General features: G+C 45.7%; 11 protein-coding genes and 1 pseudogene. 6 read left to right on the top strand and 6 right to left on the bottom strand.

Annotated elements, in window-relative coordinates:
- The first annotated feature begins 133 nt into the window (after window positions 1-133).
- Complete coding sequence (locus HMPREF9243_RS00430; protein WP_013669690.1) at window positions 134-595, top strand: LytTR family DNA-binding domain-containing protein; 462 nt, start codon at window positions 134-136, stop codon at window positions 593-595.
- A 14-nt stretch (window positions 596-609) separates the two neighbouring features.
- Window positions 610-1,002 carry a DUF3021 domain-containing protein gene (locus tag HMPREF9243_RS00425; protein ID WP_013668566.1) on the top strand — a complete coding sequence of 131 codons (393 nt, stop codon included), beginning with the start codon at window positions 610-612 and terminating at the stop codon, window positions 1,000-1,002.
- A gap of 126 nt (window positions 1,003-1,128) precedes the next feature.
- On the opposite strand, the gene HMPREF9243_RS00420 is transcribed toward HMPREF9243_RS00425, so the two are convergent.
- The 3 genes from HMPREF9243_RS00420 to HMPREF9243_RS00410 all read right to left on the bottom strand — a co-directional run bounded on the left by HMPREF9243_RS00420 (window position 1,129) and on the right by HMPREF9243_RS00410 (window position 4,666).
- On the bottom strand, window positions 1,129-2,496 hold the full coding sequence (locus HMPREF9243_RS00420) for a serine hydrolase (RefSeq protein ID WP_013669154.1): 1,368 nt from the start codon (window positions 2,494-2,496) through the stop codon (window positions 1,129-1,131).
- Window positions 2,480-3,637, bottom strand: a complete 1,158-nt coding sequence (locus HMPREF9243_RS00415; protein WP_013670072.1) for a cell wall metabolism sensor histidine kinase WalK — start codon at window positions 3,635-3,637, stop codon at window positions 2,480-2,482. The genes HMPREF9243_RS00420 and HMPREF9243_RS00415 overlap by 17 nt, the downstream gene beginning before the upstream one ends.
- A gap of 342 nt (window positions 3,638-3,979) precedes the next feature.
- Window positions 3,980-4,666 carry a response regulator transcription factor gene (locus HMPREF9243_RS00410; protein ID WP_013668933.1) on the bottom strand — a complete coding sequence of 229 codons (687 nt, stop codon included), beginning with the start codon at window positions 4,664-4,666 and terminating at the stop codon, window positions 3,980-3,982.
- Window positions 4,667-5,035: 369 nt separating this feature from the next.
- Between HMPREF9243_RS00410 and HMPREF9243_RS00405 the strand changes: the two genes are divergently transcribed.
- The 3 genes from HMPREF9243_RS00405 to HMPREF9243_RS00395 all read left to right on the top strand — a co-directional run bounded on the left by HMPREF9243_RS00405 (window position 5,036) and on the right by HMPREF9243_RS00395 (window position 8,290).
- Window positions 5,036-5,812: a TVP38/TMEM64 family protein gene (locus HMPREF9243_RS00405; RefSeq protein WP_081456582.1), complete on the top strand. Its 777-nt coding sequence runs from the start codon at window positions 5,036-5,038 to the stop codon at window positions 5,810-5,812.
- Window positions 5,813-5,847: 35 nt separating this feature from the next.
- A complete protein-coding gene (locus HMPREF9243_RS00400) occupies window positions 5,848-6,918 on the top strand; it encodes a glycosyltransferase family 4 protein (protein ID WP_013669288.1) in 1,071 nt (356 codons plus the stop codon).
- A 109-nt stretch (window positions 6,919-7,027) separates the two neighbouring features.
- Window positions 7,028-8,290: a lipid II:glycine glycyltransferase FemX gene (locus tag HMPREF9243_RS00395; protein WP_013669557.1), complete on the top strand. Its 1,263-nt coding sequence runs from the start codon at window positions 7,028-7,030 to the stop codon at window positions 8,288-8,290.
- Window positions 8,291-8,505: 215 nt separating this feature from the next.
- Here the strand turns inward: HMPREF9243_RS00395 and HMPREF9243_RS10120 are convergent.
- Window positions 8,506-9,931: pseudogene (locus tag HMPREF9243_RS10120) on the bottom strand (IS3 family transposase).
- Window positions 9,924-12,479 (bottom strand): insulinase family protein, encoded by a 2,556-nt coding sequence (locus tag HMPREF9243_RS00380; RefSeq protein WP_013670046.1) that lies wholly within the window; start codon window positions 12,477-12,479, stop codon window positions 9,924-9,926. The pseudogene HMPREF9243_RS10120 and the gene HMPREF9243_RS00380 overlap by 8 nt, the downstream one beginning before the upstream one ends.
- Before the next feature lie 176 nt (window positions 12,480-12,655).
- Here HMPREF9243_RS00380 and pgeF point away from each other — a divergent pair, with 176 nt between their 5' ends.
- On the top strand, window positions 12,656-13,429 hold the full coding sequence (gene pgeF, locus HMPREF9243_RS00375) for a peptidoglycan editing factor PgeF (RefSeq protein WP_013670097.1): 774 nt from the start codon (window positions 12,656-12,658) through the stop codon (window positions 13,427-13,429).
- Window positions 13,430-13,502: 73 nt separating this feature from the next.
- Here pgeF and adhE read toward each other — a convergent pair whose 3' ends face one another.
- Window positions 13,503-16,148 carry a bifunctional acetaldehyde-CoA/alcohol dehydrogenase gene (gene adhE, locus HMPREF9243_RS00370; protein WP_013668626.1) on the bottom strand — a complete coding sequence of 882 codons (2,646 nt, stop codon included), beginning with the start codon at window positions 16,146-16,148 and terminating at the stop codon, window positions 13,503-13,505.
- Window positions 16,149-16,270 lie beyond the last annotated feature (122 nt).

Here is a 16,270-nt window from a genome sequence, read left to right as displayed (position 1 = left end):
CACTCCTTACCGCATAGACCTATTTTCCCACCGCTTAGCGAGAAAACTCCCTGTTATTTCAGCAATTTGCTATACTAACAGTGAAGAAAAGGCCGGCTAAGCCCTTCATTATTCCTAGAAAGGTAGTGAGTTTATGGATGACAGTAAGATCAAAATTCAAGAAGTCATTGATCCCCAACTGAAAGAAAACTATATCGCTATCCACGCCCAAAGCGAGCCCCAAGCTCAAATCCTCGCCCAGCAAATTAGTCCCTGCTTGAACCAGAGTCAGGAAGATATCGCCCTTAAAGTCGACGACCAGTATTTTATCGTCCGCACCAAGGAAATTATTTACCTGGAAGTTAACCAGGGAGTTGTGACCATCACTACTAGTAAGGGCAACTATCAGACCCGGCAAAGTCTCTCATCTTTAGCTGACAAGTTAAACAGCCAGGACTTCATTCGTATTTCTAAGTACGCCTTGGTCCGTATCCAAGCCATCGAGCGCTTGGAGCTGGCCTTTTCTGGGAATATGTATGCCTACCTCTCTACCGGTCAACAGGTCAATGTCTCCCGCCGTTTCGTCAGTCAGCTCAAGAACCGCTTAGGTATTTGAAAGGAGTATTCACCATGAAAAACATTGTCAACGCGATCTCCCAAAGTGTCTCCCTAGCTATCATTATCTGGGCCATTATGGGCGCTATTTACACCCAAGATTGGACCTATACCGCCATGCTGGCCTCAGTTATGTTCTTCGGCGCAGTGATCGGGGGCAGCTCAGCCATCTATGAATACAGCTCTTGGCCCCTCTTAGCCAAGGTCTCCATACATTTCACCGTTTCTCTCTTAGCCTTTCTCCTGATGAATATCATCAACCACTGGATGCCCTTAGAAGTACCTATTCTAGTAGGAGCAATTCTTCAATTTGCCCTGATCTTCTTTGCTATTTGGGTCTGCTACTACTTCTATAACCGTCATAAAATCAATCAAATTAACCAACAACTGAAAAAGAAAAAGGACTAGGGTCACCAAGTCAAAAAGCCCCTCAGTGGATGTAGTGACTCCCAAAAGTTGGACTAATAATTCAACTTTTGGGGGTCACTACATAAATAAGTTCCACCTGAGGGGCTTTCTTCATATCATTTATTTTTAATAACTATATTCCGCAATCTTGGCATTCAACCAGTCGCTGATGAACTGCATGCTTTCATGGACCTTGCGGGTAATTTGAACGAAAGGACTGACCCGCTTAACATTTTCCGTTGGCATCAAATCCGTAGCCAAGGCTAATTGGCCGTCCACGCTGTCCACAAAGGGGATATGGAGGATTTCCGTATTGACTGCCTCCCCTTCCTCCAGAGGGGCATTGACTTCCAAGTTCCCATTCATAGAATAGGAAGCCGGTTCGGTAAAGTCGGCTTCAGGGCTGTCACTAATGGTGTAATTATGGGGGACAAAGCAAGCCACGGTATTGCCGTATTGCAATTGCGTTGTTGCCTTATTACCGCCGTAAATCTCCACTTCTTCACCATTATTATAGAGGGCGCCTTGGGGAATCAAGACTACCCAATCCAAATTGTTTTGGAGATCGGACAACAAACGAGAAGTTTCCAGAAAGCGGTCTTCATTACTTTCCGCTCCCAATGTCACTAGGATAACTGGTCGTTGATTAATAAAACTAGTAGCTACCAAACAATAGCCCGCGCCCAGTTCGGTCCCGGTCTTTAATCCAGTAATATCCTGCCGTCCATAGGTCATTCCCGGCAGGAGTTGGTTACTATTGGTCATAGTCACCTGCCAGTCAGGGGCCACTTGGAAGACTTTTTCTTTCACTTGGGCCCGACTTTGAATATCGGGATAGTCTTTGAGCAATCTTTGGACGACTAGGGCCAGACTTTTAGCTGAGACTCGGTTTTCCTCACTTTCAGCGAATTGGCCTGGTCTAGCATCCGCCCGCAATTCCCCACGTAAACCGGAAGCGGAGACCAAGTTATAATCATCAACGCCCAGTTGGTCTAACTTTTGGGCCATGAGATCGATAAAGTGATCTTCACTGCCAGCCACCTTTTCCGCTAGGGCCACAGTGGCTGAGTTCGCCGAAGCAATGATGACAGCATCAATCAACTGGTCCACGCTATAATTCGCCGGACCCGCTACTAGCGGCACATTGGATAGGCCCTCTACTTGGGACTGCTGGGCCAAGGCTGGTGAGACCGGGACGGCTTCGTCTAGACTAAGTTTGCCCTGGGCCAGCTGGTCATAGATCACATAGAGACTCAGTAATTTGGTCAAGGAAGCAATCCCATGCAGGTCATCGGCGTCCTTCTGGTAAAGAATTTGCCCTGATTCTTGGTCAATCGCGATCGCATGCTTGAAGCCATATTGCTGGCTTTGGCTTAATTGTTGGGAAAAATCAGTCACCGTCTCGCCACTAGCCAGGACTGGACTGGCGAAAAAGACCAAAGCCAGGATTGCCCCAGCCACACTGCTGGCTAGCTTCTTAGTCACTGACTTCATGCTTATCAGCCTCCTTCTTTTGATCAAGGGGTTGTTGGTTGGGTAGGACGAAAATAAAGCGGGTTTGCCCATGGTCAGATTCGGCCCAAATCTTGCCGTGGTGCAAGTTGACAATGGTTTGAGCAATGGCAAGGCCTAACCCGCTACCCTTAGTCGTCCGCGAAGGGTCAACCCGGTAAAAGCGTTGGAATAAATTCTCCAAAGCGGCCTTAGAGATTTCATTGCCATCATCAATCACTTCAAAGCGGGTAGTGTCTTTTTGTGGAATGACTCTGAGGAGAATATAGTCCCCTTCGCCTCCGTATTTAATGGCGTTAGTGATCAAGTTGGAGAAGAGGCGGACAATGGTTTCGGGGTCAATTTCTACCCAAATATCCTCTTGACCCGAGCTATCCACTTCAATCCGCCGGCCCACTTCATCGGCTTGGAGCTCAAACTCGGCACTTAATTGTTCTAAGAGGCGGACCACATTGGTCTTTTGGGTATTGATCTTAGTATTGATATTTTGAATCTTGGTGTACTCGAAGAGGTCCTCCACCATCTTTTGCATCTGCAGAGCCTTGTCATAGGCGATGTGGACATATTCTTGGATCTTGTCGGGGTCATCAATTTGCTTGTTTTCAATCAATCCCAAGTAACCAATCACCGAGGTCAGGGGGGTGCGGATGTCGTGGCTCATATTGGCGATCAGTTCGTCTTTTGATTCTTCAATCCGCCGCTCTTCCTCCATGGCCTTAACCGTTGAATCGACCAGGCGGTTAATGGAAGAAACTACGGGTTCCATACTGTTCATATGCTTAGTGGAGATTTTATGGTTGTAATTTCCCTTGGAGATATAGTGGAGCTCATCTAAGATAAACCCCAATTGAATGGTCCGGTTACGCCGGTAGACCCGCCAAATCAAAATCATCAAGCCTGCCATCAAGTAAAAGGCGGTAAAACCAAGGACAAAATAGCGTTGAAAGCGGGGAAAGAAGAGTAACCAATAGGGATTTTCCTGAGCAACAAGCGGCATAAAGTAGTCGGTCAGGGTAATAAAAACAAAGACCATCCCAAAATAACCGATCACCAGTAGGGCTGTCACGGCGATGGTTTCAAACAGTAATTCCGTAAAAATACGTAAGCGTCTTTTAGCGGGCATGGGCTCTTTTTCCTTCTTTCCTCGGTGAATAGGCAGGGCAAAAAGTAGCGTAAGGACGCTACTCTAAACTCGTATTAATGTTTTTGTGTGACTGTCGCACTTTAGTTGAGTTCGGAAGGGTGAGGGGATGTCCTTTCAGAAAAGTTGAACGACCAGTCTGCTGGTCTTATCAGCTTTTCTTCCAAGGAATCTCCCTCACTGTTCCTTCCTCTCATCCTTTTCAAACCTGCTCCAAGCACGGAGCAAGCGTCCATTTCAGAAGTCCTTGCAAATCCTCTTTGAGGATTTTCTGCGTACTTCTTCCAATGGTCTTACTCCTTGTAGTGCTTGTCGCACTCTTTGTCACTCACTGATTTTGTAGCCGACGCCCCAGACTGTGGAGATGACTTTGTCGCCGCCGGTTGCGGTTTCGATTTTGTCGCGGAGGTGGCTAACGTGGACCATAACCGTCTTAGCGGAAACGACCGATTCTTGTTGCCAGACCCGTTCGAAAATCTCGTCAGCTGAGAAAACCTCATTGGGATGGGAAGCCAGGAGGTATAAGATGCCAAATTCTAGGGCGGTCAACTGAATATCTTCCCCGTCAATGGTTTTGACTTCATGGGAGTTCTTATGGATGATCAAAGGTCCAATCTCAATGGTGTCCCCGCTGCCTTGGTCACTGGCTCCTGACCGGCGTAAGAGTGATTTGACCCGGGCCATCACTTCTAAAGGGTTGAAGGGCTTGGTCACATAGTCATCCGCCCCAGTAGTTAAGCCAGAAATCTTATCCATGTCGGCTGATTTAGCACTCAATAGGAGAATGGGCACGTCCACTTCCCGGCTCCGTAATTCTTTAACCACGGTCAAGCCGTCCTTACCGGGCATCATAATATCTAAGATAATTAAGGCAATATCCGGGTTTTCACTGATCCGTTTTAGGGCTTCATCCCCATCATAGGCTTGGATCACATCATAGCCTTCATTGCTGGAATAAATAGTTAATAATTCAACAATTTCCTTGTCGTCATCAACGATCAATAATTTCACAAGGATCCCTCCTCTGTTTTTTTGTGAGACTGAGACAAACATCCTAGCCTCTCTTTATACATACAAACTTTCTTAATCAGAGCTGGTCCACTTACACGCTTCTAAACCTGCTCGGTGAAAGTTTTCTGGTTTTGTACCTATTCTACCAAAGATCCGCCCAGCAATAATCTCATTCGTCTTAAAATCTGCTTAAGAAAAGCTTAAATTCAAAGCAATTTGGACACTTTTGCCCTTATTTCTTTAATAAATCCTTAGTTTTTTATATATTAATTCAATTCTCCTTACCGTATAATGGATTTAATGGGGCTGTTAAAACAGCCTTCACGACCTGAATTTTCCTCTAGACACTCTGAAAGCGAGGTCATCGCCATGTCCACTTCCAAGGATTTTCACCCGAATTCGGTTTCACCCCAAGCGACTTGTCCTAAAAAAGCCCACTTCCAGGAAAGAAAAGCTGACAAACAGGAAAGTCATCAAGAGGCAGACCAGGCGACTACTAGTCCAAAGCTAGGTCAGCACCAGGACCTAGCCCGGGAAAACCAATCCATCCAAAGGGCCCGGCTGGCTAACCAGGTCTTTAACCTGGTTGGGATCTTAGGGGTTATCCTAACTATCTGGCTGATTTACGCCGCTTATCAAAGGGGACTCTTCTCTTCCCAGGAAAATCTGGAGGCCTTTTTGCGTGGCTTTGGAGGCTGGGCCCCCTGGCTCTTTATCCTGATTCAGATTATCCAAACTGTTATCCCCGTTATTCCCGGAGGCTTGACCTGTCCGGCTGGGGCCGCCATTTTTGGGGTCTGGTACGGCTTTCTTTTAAACTTTATCGGGATTATGATCGGCAGTGTAATTGATTTCTGGCTGGCCCGGCGTTACGGCCGCCACCTAGTCATGGCCCTCATTGGCCCCAAGTCCTACAATAAGTATATCCACTATCTCAACACCAAGGCCTTTGACCGGGTCTTTATCTTTGGCATGTTCTTTCCGGTCTCCCCGGCCGATGCCCTCTGCCTCTTAGCCGGCCTCTCCAACATGTCCTTTAAACGGTTCTTCCTCTTCTTATCTCTAGGAAAACCCTTTACCTTATTTATCTATACTTACGGCCTCCTCTACTTGTCCAGCTGGATCGGCCAGCTATTGGGTCTCTAAGTCCCTAGCCCCACCAGCCTTAGAAAGGATTTTCTATGCAGCCTTTAACTATTAATATGTTCTCAAAAGCCGAAAGTAAAGCCGGTCAAGGGGTAGGGTCGGCCTACCGGGAGCTGGTCAATACCCTAGTCAAACACTATCCTAAAGACTTGAAACTGACTTATAATAGCCTCAAAGTCACTGACATCTCCCACTACCACACGGTTAACTTTCCTTTCTTTTTGTCCACCTTCTTTAAAAGGCGCCGCGGGGTCCGCTTGGGCTATGTCCATTTTCTCCCTGAGACCTTACAGGGGTCTATCCACTTACCCGGCCCTATCCAGATCCTCTTCGACCATTATCTGATCACTTTTTACCGGCGAATGGACCATTTGGTGGTGGTAAACCCCGTTTTTATTGATAAGTTGGTCCAAGACTACCACTTTGACCCCAAGAAACTCTCCTATATCCCCAACTTTGTCTCAACCGATACTTTCTACCCACAAAGTAAGAAAGAAAAAGCTAGTTTCCGCCAAGGACTAGGTCTCAGTCCCAATGACTTTGTCGTTTTAGGCGTGGGACAAATCCAGGGTCGTAAGGGGATCGATGACTTTATCCAGTTAGGCGTCGACCATCCAGAGATTTGCTTTTACTGGGTGGGTGGTTTTACTTTTGGGAAGTTGAGTGATGACCATGATCGCTACCAGGAAGCCCTCAAACACCTGCCAGCCAATGTCCACTTTACTGGGGTGGTGGACCGATCTGACATGGTCAAGTATTATAACCTGGCCGACCTCTTCCTCCTGCCCAGTTACAGCGAGCTCTTTCCCATGAGTATTCTCGAGGCCTTTGCCTGCCAAACTCCGGTTATGCTGCGCGACTTGGACCTCTACCAGGATATTTTAGGGGGCTACTATATTCCTTGTGCTGACCGAGCCGCCATGGGCGAAAAGATTGTTCAACTGGCTCAAGACCCCCAAAGTCTCAAAACCTACCAGGACAAGGCTCAAGCGGCCTCCCACTACTACAGTGAGGACCGGGTGGCGCAAATCTGGCTCAACTTCTACCGCGACCTGGCTAAAAGTCAGGCGAACAACAGCCATCATTTAGCCCAGCAGGGAAAATAAGACGATTTGGCCTAAAACTTTCCTTAAAATCGGGGTCAACTTTTCAAAAAAATCAAAGCCGTGGTAAGATTAAGGGAGTAGTAAAACTTGCGAGAGGATTTGAAAATAAATGACTCAATACCATAGCGTCCAATTAAGTGATGCGGACCACAACCACTTCGTTGAAAACAATCAAAATGGGGACTTATTGCAGCTGACCGACTGGGCCAAGGCCAAGGAATTTACCGGTTGGTACTCCAAAAATGTTGCCGTGGCGGATGAAGCCGGCCAAGTCCAAGCTGTCGCTAACATTCAATTTAAGAAAATTAAAGGCACGCCCCTGACCTTTGCCTATGCCTCCCGGGGCTTTGTGGTCGACTATGACAACCACGATGCCGTAGCAGCCATCACCCAAGCCGCAGTCAAGGCCGCTAAAGAAGAACACGCCGTCTACCTTAAGATCGACCCAGACTTAGAACGCCAAGGCAATGAAGAGACCTTAAAACTCTTAGAAACCCTGGGCTTTCGCCATACCGGATTTAAAGATGGGATGAGCGAACAGTATATCCAACCCCGCCAAACCATGTACACGCCCATCGACCAATCGGACGAGGACCTCTTGAATTCCTACGAAGCCAAGACCAGAAACCTGGTTCGTAAGGCCATGAAGTCGGGGCTAGAAGTCTTTGAAGGTAGCCGGGAAGAATTGGATGTCTTCCACCGTTTGATGGAGGAAACCGGGGAACGGGACGGTTTTGCTACCCGGGATATTTCCTACTTTGAAGCCCTCTACGACAACCTCCATCCCCAAGGCCATTTATATTACTTTATGATTAAGTTAATGCCTGACAAGATGGAAGCAGAAGCCCGCCAGGAACTGGCCCTAATCGCAAAAGACCGGGAAAAGGTGGAAGCCCGCCGTGATAGTAAGAAGAAAGACAACCAATTAAAGGAACTAGCCACCCGGCAAGCCAAGCAAGAAAAATTAATTGCGGACGCGGACGACTTGCGCAAAGACCACCCCAACGGTCTACCCCTATCAGCAGCCATTCTCTGCTTCTGCGGTAAGAAGGCCTACTATCTCTATGCGGCCTCTTCCAACCACTACCGCAAGCTCAGCCCCAACTACCAACTCCAATACGACCTCATGCGTTTTGCTCGTGATAAAGGCGCCACTACCTATGACTTTGGTGGGGTCAGCGTGGATCCGGATGAAGACTCGCCTTACCGGGGACTTTGGGTCTTCAAGCGCATGTGGGGGACCAAGGTTTCCGATAAAATCGGTGAATTTGACTATGTCCTCATCCCTGGCCTCTACCAAATGATGACCTATGCCATCCCGAGAGTCCGCCACTTCATGAAAGGCTTCCGTAACAAGGGAGGCGATGAATAAGTCTTAAAATTTATTTTATCCATAGTAAAAGCCCTCAAGTATATGGTGACCCCAATAAGTTGGACTTTATATATAGTGAGTTGGCCTTTGGCCAGCTCTTTTTTGTTGCTTACAGTTCTTGCTTATTTCTTGCCGACACATTTACTCAGAAATTTAAACTTGTCAAGAGGAAGAGCGTAGCGGCTCTTGATAAGTTTAAAGTTTATGTGTAATCATTAAGCGGCGAAAGAAGCGTGATGAAGACGAAATTCTATAGGACTCCTAAAATCTAATTTTTCTTTGATTCTTTCACCATTGTAATAGATTATAAAATCTTCAATCGCTTGTGCTAATTCTTCAAAGGAATGATAAGTCCGACCATAGTAGACTTCTTGTTTTAGTAGACTAAAGAAATTCTCCATTGGCGAATTATCTAAGCAATTTCCTTTACGAGACATACTTTGAAAAATTCGGTGATCCTTCAAGAGCCGGGTGTAACTTTTCATTTGATAGGCCCAGCCCTGATCAGAATGAAAGGTTCTTCTGTATGGACATAATTTACTTGCTTCAATGGCAGCTTGTAGCCCCTCCAACATGCTTTGTCCATTAGGCTGATGTGTTATCTTAAAAGAAATAATTTCTCGATTAAATAGATCCATGTAAGGATCTAAATAGAGTTTTCCAGTTTGATAATTCCCAGAATCATCGGCATAGTAGTATTTAAATTCTGTTGTGTCTGTTGTTATTTTTTGATAAGGAATGGTCGAATCAAACCGCCGGTTGATACGATTTGGCGCTATCTCTCCAATCGTTCCTTTGTAGGAATTATATTTTCTTGTCTTTCTAGTATAGCTAGTGACCTGTATCCCCATAATTTTCATTAGGCGTTGAACTTTGTTTTTACTGACCTTATAACCACGGGAAAGCAGTTCAGCTCGCATTCTTCGATAACCATAATCCTTATGGGTTTCTCTGATGTCTTTCATTTCCTCTTTTAAATCGGCATCCTTATCAATTTCCTCATCTTTATTTTTCCAATAAAAGTAGGTCGATTTAGGAAACTTTAAAACGCTAAGAATATCTTTTAAAGCATATTTTTCATCATGGAGACGTGTGATTTCGGTCACTATTTCTTCTTTTCTCGCTTGACTCTTTGAGCCACACGTCTCCTCAATCCTTTTAAAAATTTGTTCTCAATTTCTAAATCCGTAATCCGTTGTTCAAGTTCCTTTATTTTTGCTTCACTTAACTGATTGGTTTCGCTGCTATCCTTTATTTGATTGATTTGTGATTTCTTTTTAGACACTTTAGGTGGCCTTCCTTTCCTCGCGGAAAGGCCATCAAGTCCTCTTTCATGATAAGCTCTTCGCCAATTAGCGATTAGACTTGGATTATTCATGTTTAATGAATTGGCCAATTCGCGATAACTCATTTCCGTACTTTCATACAATTCTATCGCATTTAATTTGAATTCAACAGTATAAACCTGTTGAGTCCGCCTTTTCTTTAAACCATCTACACCAAATTCATAATAGTTATTAACCCACCTTCGTAAAATAGAAGGATCTATTCCTGCTTTATTAGCTAAGGTTCGATAACTTCCTTTTTCGCAATATAGTCTCCTACTAAATTCAGTTTAAATTCTAATGAATATTTAGACATAAAAATAACCCCCAAAAGTTGAATTCTTAGTCCAACTTTTGGGGGTCACTACATGGGCGCGGATTTTTTCATGGAGGATTTCATTACTCATTATATTAGTAAAGACTGGGAGTTGACCTCTTTGATTTGCCTTTAAGTCTTTTAGGGGACCGCCTTGGACCACATATTGAACATTACTATTGGACATCAAGCCAATATTACCTGCTTCATGTAAGGGAGCGGGATTTTTCATATGGTCTAATCCGGCTTGGTCGCTTTGCGGCAAGTCAGCTAAAAAGTCGTGAACTTGGTCGATCAAGCGATCTTTGTCATTTGGCCCTGCTGTCACCGCGACGGTTGCCGTATTGGAGCAGAGCACTTGCTCATGGAAGTGGGCTAAGTCTTCAAGGAGACCAGGGAGAGCCTGGTCAAAGTCAGCCAAGAAATCAGCTAATTGGTCATAGTAATCTAGGCCCCCCAGGGCTTGACTAGTGGCTTGGGCCGGTGAATATTGGGCTTTGAGCAGTCCCATAGCTAATTGATGGCCGGCTTGGTCAAATTGTTGCTCCATTTGGTATTTGACCCGGTCAAGGATATTCTTAATCCGCTTGTGGTCATCAAAGCGGGTGCTGGTTAAGATCTCTTTGACTAAGTCCAGGGCAGCTTGACTCTTATCCGCCATGGCCGCAAAGCTGGTTTGGACCTGCAAGTTAAAGTGGCCCGGCTCTTGGCTATCCAGATAAATTTTTGGTCGAGTGGTTAAGCCAGCCGTTAACTGGATTAATTGGACTTCGATCTCTTCATAAGTATAGGAAGCCGTTCCCAAGGCCCCTAGGAGAATGGTCCAGGTCTTTAATAAAAAGAGCTGGCCACTGGTTAAATGATTGGCTGAAAAAGAAAAATTAAAGTAGACAATCCCTTGGCTAGCGGCTTGGGGATGGTAGAGGATCTTGCCTAAGGTCGGGTGATTGATCTCTTCTTCACTGGCATCGGTAATTTCCGCTTCAATATCAGCTAAGGTCAGTTTTGGTAGACTAGCTTGGGCTGCTGGACTATCGGGAGCTTCTTGGTAAGCCTTCAAATCAGCATTTTCTTGAATCAAAGCCTCAAGCTCATTATCACTAGCCTGGGCCTTTTCTTGGGCCAGACTTTGGGCCAAGTCTTGGTCTTTGGCCTGGTGGTAACCCTGCTTAGGCAGGTGGACAATGACCAAGCGCGAGTTGAAGTCAACGAGACGGTCTCGGATTAAGTCTTCCAACTGAGTGGATGAGAGAACTTGGTCCAAGTGACTGAGGATCTTTTCATAGGACAAGACTTCAAGCGGGCGGTCTAGATAGCGCCAAGCCGACATTAATTGGATAAAGGTCTTGACTCCCCGTGAAGATCCGCCCTTTTCCCGGAGTTGAAGCTCGGTTTGGTTGAGGCAGGCCTTGACCAAATCGCGGTCTAGACCCTGGTCGGCAATTTTCTTTAAGGTTCTTTCAATCACTTCAATAATGGTGTCAACCTGGTTAGGGTCAACCTTTTCTAAAACTAGGGAAAAGTCATTGTAATAGGTCCCTGAACTATAGACCGATACATCTTGGCAGTAGCCGCCCTCAACTAGGGCCTTATGAAGGGGGCTGGACTCGCCGTTGGCTAGGGCGTTCATGATAATCCCATATAAAAAGCCATCTTCAACCGTCTGATTTTTTGAAAAAGGAATATTATAGGACAGGTAAGCCAGCCCTTCTTCCTCCTGCTTCTCATCAGCATCAAAATAAAGGGTCATCCGCTGGTCGCCTTCGGGAAGGTCAGCTAAGTCTAATTGGATCGGATCATCGCCGGCTTGGAAATGGGAGAAATACTCCTGGTCTAGCTGGCCTAAGACCCGGTCAATCTGGATATCGCCATAGAGGACAACTAAAGCATTATCAGGCCGGTAATGTTTCTTATGGAAGGCAAGGAAATCTTGGTAGGAGAGCTTAGGAATATCATAGGGATAACCGCCCGATTCATAAGCCACACTCGTCTTAGGATGGAAGTTGGCATCAATTTGCTGGCAGACCTCCGCATCCGAATCGGAATAAACACCCCGCATTTCATTGTAGACCACCCCGGTAATGGTGATGGGATCTTCCAGATGATGGAGCTCCTTATGGTAGCCTTCTTGGCGGAAGATATTTTCTTCTTCATACATCCGCGGGAAAAAGACCGCATCCAAATAAATCGACATTAAGTTTTCAAAGTCGGTCTCATTCATGGACGAAATCGGAAAGAGGGTCATGTCCTTATAAGTCATGGCATTTAAAAAAGTATTCATGGAGCTTTTGAGCATATACATGAAGGGGTCTTTGACGGGATACTTCCGCGAGCCAGATAGGACCGTATGTTCAACAATGTGCGCTACTCCGGTAGAATCCTTAGCTGGGGTTAAAAAACCGATCCCAAAGGCTCGGTGGGGGTCATCATTTGCAATCCAAATCACCTGGCCTCCTGAAGCCGGATGGCGAAATTGGTGGATGACCGCTCCTTGCTCTTTTGAAACGATTTTTTCACTTTCAACAAAACCATGTTTTTCCTTATTCACAACAAGCACTCCTCTTAAAGAATCTTTCCCTAGTATAACAAATTTTCTCTAGGGTCACTATCCAGAAAATCAGATCAATTGTGGGATGAACAAGGCCTAAGGATTGCGGGTGGGAAAAAATCCGCTTATAATAAGCAAGATACTTTGCCATTATTTTATAGAAGGAAGTGTTCCTGATGTCTATTCACTACTATTACAATAACCCCCACTTACAAATGGGGATCACCCTAAGAGATCCAGACCTGCCCGAAGCCGGCAATATGGGAATCCACTCCTATCAGGACTTAGATGCGGTCTTAGCTAACCGCCGGGCTTTTTTCCAAGCGACCCATATCAGTCCCGACCACTTTGTCCAAGCCCATCAAAGTCATTCCAAACGAGCAGTAGAAGTTAGTTTGGCTGACGGCGGCAAGGGTGCCTTATCCAATGACACGGCTATTCCCCAAACCGATGCCCTCTACAGCTTTGATGAGGAGCTCATGTTAGGGATTTTCACTGCTGACTGCGTTCCTATTCTCTTCTACGACCAAAAGACTCCCCTGATTGGTGTCATTCATTCCGGCTGGCGGGGTACGGTCCAAAACATTACCCAAGTAACCTTTGAGCAAATCTTTGCCGATCATCCTGAGGTCAAAGCAGAAAATATCCACGTTCAAATTGGTCCAGCCTTATCCCAAAAACACTTTGAAGTCGATGAGGATGTTTATCTTCAATTCAAGGACTTGGAGGGTTCAGAGGGAAATATCTCCTACCAAGCAGACAGCGGTAAGTGGCACATTGATAACCAAGCCGTGGTCAGAAATCAATGCCTCCATTTAGGTATCCGTCCCGAAAACATCCAAGTGGACCCTATGGATACCTATGCCAGCCCCCAAGGCTTCTCCTACCGCCAAAACCAAACTAAGGGCCGCCACATGGGCTTCATCTGGCAAAAGGATCGTTTGAATTAATAAAAATCTGATAATAAAAGAAAAAAGTGAGCTGCTTGGGGCTCACTTTTTCTATGTAAATAAGAGGAATTTCTTACTTATTCTTAATTGGCTCTGGTGCCTTACCATAACCTTGGTAAGCCGCCCGCATCATGGCCATCATATCAGGAACTAATGGCAGACGAGGGTTTAATGGGGTACATTGGTCTTCATAAGCATCATAAGCCAGTTGTTCTAAGGCCTTTTCCCATTCTTTCTTGTCAAGACCTTGGGCTTGGTAGCTCATTGGGAGACCAACTTTTTCACCGAGTTCATAGCAGGCTTGGGCCAAGGAAGCAACGGCTTCATCGACAGTATTGGCCTTTAATCCTAGCATACGGGCAATGTTTTGGTAACGTTCACCAGCCTTGTAGTAGTTGTATTTTGGCCAGGTAGAAAGTTTACCTGGTTTTTCGCCGTTGTAGCGGATCACATAAGGCAGAAGGATGGCATTGTTTTCCCCGTGAACGGTATGGAAGACCCCACCGATCTTATGGGACATGGAGTGAACAATTCCCAGGAAGGCGTTACCGAAGGCCATCCCCGCCATGGTTGCCGCATTATGCATCTTCTCTCTAGCTAGCGGGTCAAAGTCTTTGACCGATTTTTCCAAGTAGTCAAAGACAAGCTTAATAACTTGAAGAGAGAGTCCATCGGTATAGTCTGAGGCAAAGATAGATACATAAGCCTCAATAGCGTGGGTTAAGACGTCCATCCCGGTAGCGGCAGTTACCCGACTTGGTACCTTTTCAACAAAGCTGGAATCCACGATAGCTACCTTAGGTAAGAGGGCGTAGTCAGCAAGCGGGTACTTCTTATTGTTCTTCTTATCGGAAATGACCGCAAAAGGCGTTACTTCGGAACCTGTCCCTGAGGTGGTTGGGATAGCCACTAATTGGGCTTTGTCACCGAGGGCTGGGAAACGGAAGGCCCGTTTTCTAATATCCATGAATTTTTGAACCAGGTCGCGGAAGTCAACGTCAGGACGTTCATAGAAGAGCCACATGATCTTAGCGGAGTCCATAACCGATCCCCCACCAATAGCAATAATGGTATCCGGTTGGAAGGCACGAATGGCGTCAGCACCCGCTTGAACCGTGGAAATATCTGGATCCGGTTCAATGTTATCAAAGACATCATAGACCACCTTATTTTGCCGTTGTTGGAGTTGGTCAATGACTTTTTGGACAAAGCCGAGTTTGGCGATGCCTTTATCTGAAATAATCGATACCCTTTCCACATGGTCTAATTCTTGTAAGTATTTAATGGAATTCTTTTCAAAGTAAACCCGAGGGACTTTAAACCATTGCATGTTATTTTGCCGCTCCCCTACTCGTTTAATATTAATCAAATCTAAAGGTCCCACGTTACCAGCTACAGAGTTATGTCCATAAGACCCACAGCCTAGGGTTAAGGAGGGAATAAAGTAGTTATATACATCCCCAATCCCCCCAAAGGTTGACGGTGCATTGACAATGACCCGGGCCACTTTTACCCGTTTGGCGTATTCGATTTCTAAGTCGTGGTTATTGGTATGGATGGCGGCGGAGTGACCTAGACCATTAAACTCGACCATGGCTTCAGCTTTGGCCATCCCATCTTCGGTCGTCTCAGCCTTTAAGATGGCAAGCACTGGAGATAATTTTTCTCGGGTAAGGGGTTGGGCTGGGCCCACTTCAGGAACTTCCGCTGCTAGGATCACGGTTTCCTCAGGGACTTCAAAGCCAGCTTCTTTAGCAATCCAAACCGCTGATTTTCCAACAATATCGGCATTGAGTTTGGCTTGGTCAACCGCCTCACTATTGGCTTTAGCTCCAAAGCAGAATTCTTCTAAGAGAGCTTTTTCCTTTTGGTTGACAAAGTAAACATGGTAGGACTTCATTTCTTTAATGAAGGCAGGGTAGATTTCTTTGTCAACAATGGCAGCTTGTTCTGAAGCACAAACCATCCCATTATCGAAGGCCTTACTCATGACAATATCATTCACGGCTTGCTTGAGGTTAGCCGTTTTTTCAACATAGGCAGGTACATTCCCAGGTCCCACACCTAAGGCAGGTTTGCCACAAGAATAGGCGGCCTTAACCATGGCCGATCCACCGGTTGCAAGGATAGTAGCCACATCAGGATGGTTCATCAGTAAATTGGTGGCTTCCATCGAGGCATGTTTTGGATCGATCCATTGGATACAGTTTTCAGGTGCCCCTGCCGCAATCGCTGCGTCCCGCACCACTTTGGCCGCATGGATGGAAGATTCCAGCGCTTGAGGGTGGAAGGAGAAGACAATGGGATTACGGGTCTTCAAAGAAATCAAGGACTTAAAGATTGCTGTCGATGTTGGGTTGGTAGTAGGAACAATCCCACAAATTACCCCGACCGGTTCAGCAATATAGGTCAATCCCTTGGCCTCATCACGATCAATAATACCTACTGTTTTCAAGTGGCGCATGTGGTTGGTCACATGTTCACAGGCAAATAAGTTCTTGGTGGCCTTATCTTCAAAGACACCCCGTCCAGTATCTTCAACGGCATGTTTAGCTAAGACCCCATGTTGGTCTAAGGCAGCAATCGACGCCTTAGTAACAATATGGTCGATTTGCTCTTGGTCTAAGGCCATAAAATCTTCTAAGGCCTGTTTAGCCTTAGCCACTGTCTCATCGATAAATTGTGGAATATCTACTTTTTGTTCTTTTCCTTTAGCCATTGTTATTCCTAACCTTTCTTTGATTTTTAATGACTTTCATCTTTATGGCTATTATGTTAAATTATTCACAAATAAAAAGCAAGTTATTTTTGTTTTCTTTTTATCTATAACCGCTTACAATT

The sequence above is a fragment of the Aerococcus sp. Group 1 genome (assembly GCF_000193205.1).
In the GTDB taxonomy this organism is placed as follows: Bacteria; Bacillota; Bacilli; order Lactobacillales; family Aerococcaceae; genus Aerococcus; species Aerococcus urinae_A.
The sequence above is the reverse complement of the archived record's forward strand: the minus strand, read 5'-3'. Positions and strand labels throughout refer to the sequence as shown.